Source organism: Coleofasciculus sp. E1-EBD-02 (assembly GCF_040218245.1).
In the GTDB taxonomy this organism is placed as follows: domain Bacteria; phylum Cyanobacteriota; class Cyanobacteriia; order Cyanobacteriales; family Coleofasciculaceae; genus Coleofasciculus.
This window is the reverse complement of record NZ_JAVJQN010000072.1, coordinates 1-2,011: the sequence shown is the minus strand read 5'-3', so window position 1 is coordinate 2,011 and position 2,011 is coordinate 1. Positions and strand designations below refer to the sequence as shown.

Sequence of the window (2,011 nt, the reverse complement as noted above, 5' to 3'; positions counted from 1 at the left end):
CGGATCAATTTGCCTTTGCACCACAGGCGTAATTGATTGCGCTCGTTTCCAGATCTGATGGGGGTGATGGGGGTGATTGGTGTCCAACTGACGCTGAACGGACGCTGAACTATCAGGAGGCGCTGACATTGATATCACCTGTAGAGACGCGCCATGGCGCGTCTCTACACTGTCAGCTTCTTGCTCGTAAGCATCTCCTGGCGCTCCTATGGTTAATTTCGTTTGAATGCCAATTTCCTCTAAGTCTTTCCCTGCTTCTGTCGCCTGTTCTGTCTCTTCTTTGGCACAATCAGCACATTGCCGTTGAATTGGGTTTTCCGAGACAGGGGCAAAAGTAGAGACCTTCCATGGACGGTCTCTACATAATTGGGAAGCAGGGCTTTGTGCTAAGGGTGGGGGAGCATCAAACGTTGGTGCCCAGGGTGATTCAGATTTACGCTGTAGCGTTGACCCTTCGGCTTGCTCCTGTTCCTTGGCTTGGATTCCTCGCATTACATTGGCGGCGAGTCTATCGGCTGAGGCTCTGGAATACTCCCCAATTTCTTGGGATGGGGAAGAGGACGGGTTTGACTTGGGTTGAATCGAAAAATGTCCCAATTTACCAGGACTTTTACCCTTTTTCTGTACCGTGGTTGGAGTCCAGGATGAATTTTTCTTTTGTATAGATTTATACTCCATGATGCCGCCTCAGTTGCCCGATCATGTGATGATTGGAGCCGATTCCCTCAAGAATCCTGGGTGATAGTCTGATCTGCCAATGCCTGCCCGTTCCGAGCAAACGCCGGATAGCGGCTTTACCCAAGATATCTTGATGTGTGGCTAAATTATAAACTATTTTGTCTAAACCGAATTCAACCGGAAATATGTTTTAACATAAGAGCCAGAAAACGGGAGCAAGGGGAGAGACTGTTGGGTTTTGCGGTAAGCGTTAGCGTAGCCATGCCCGAAGGGCTATAGCTATCCTGGAGGGAATTGCTCTTCCCCACCCACTTGAGTATTACCCGCTTTCACGCTGCCAACAAACGATAAACTTTAACACCATTAAAACCTATAAACCTATATGGATATTCCCACACCAATCACCTGGTATCAAGCAAACTTTCACTATCTCCAGACAGCCGTAAATCAAGTTCGTCAGGTATTAGAAGATTACCTCGCTTACCAGCAAAATCAGCCCAGTCTAGCCAAATTGGAAACGACGTTATCCCCAGATGTCGCAGCGATTCTTCAATATGCGCCGCCAGCCTTAGATAAACTCTGCGCTTTATTTCACCTCTCCCAATTTGACCGCTATATTCTCTTATTATGCGTTGGCATGGAGTTGGATAATGAGTTTGAAGTCTTATGTGCCAAAATTAACGGCAATCCTAAACGAAATTATCCCACCCTGAACTTAGCATTATCCACATTTAGTCAGACTCATCTGGGTATTCTTTCCTCCCAATCTCCGTTACACCAGTGGGAACTGGTTGAAATGGTGGAAGGATTATTCTTTACTCAATCGCCTCTACGGATTAATCGGCGGATTCTTTGTTATCTATTGAGTGAACCTTGCACAGATAAAGACTTGGCAGGTATCCTTTTTCCTGTACCGCCTTCATCTTCCACTCCTCTTCCCCCTTCGTATCAACAAATTGCTAACAAACTTATCGCTACTTGGTCTAATCCTTTGGTAACTTATGACCATCCCGTTGTTCAGTTATGTGGTTCAGATATAGGGGCGAAGCAATCCATTGCTACTGTCGCCTGTAGCGCATTAGGCTGGAATCTTCAGATGATATCAGCGTCTGTTATTCCCTTTAATCCCAATGAACTGTATCAGTTGATGCAACGGTGTTGCCGGGAGGCTTTATTAAACCACAGTTTCTTATTCCTGAATGCTGATGAGATGACTCAAGGTGATCCTCGGCGAGAGTGGGCAATTGCTGAGTTTGTTGAACAATTAAAAGTGCCGTTAATTTTCAGCACCCAGGAACGACAACCCCAACATCAACGCCCGATGATTACTTTA

2 pseudogenes are annotated in these 2,011 nt (G+C 46.1%); one reads left to right on the top strand and one right to left on the bottom strand.

From position 1 onward, the window contains the following. Positions 1–678 (bottom strand): annotated as a pseudogene (locus RIC07_RS12410) (hypothetical protein); the annotation flags it as partial. A 382-nt stretch (positions 679–1,060) separates the two neighbouring features. On the opposite strand from RIC07_RS12410, the pseudogene RIC07_RS12405 reads away from it, so the two are divergent. Next, positions 1,061–2,011, top strand: a pseudogene (locus RIC07_RS12405) (ATP-binding protein); the annotation flags it as partial.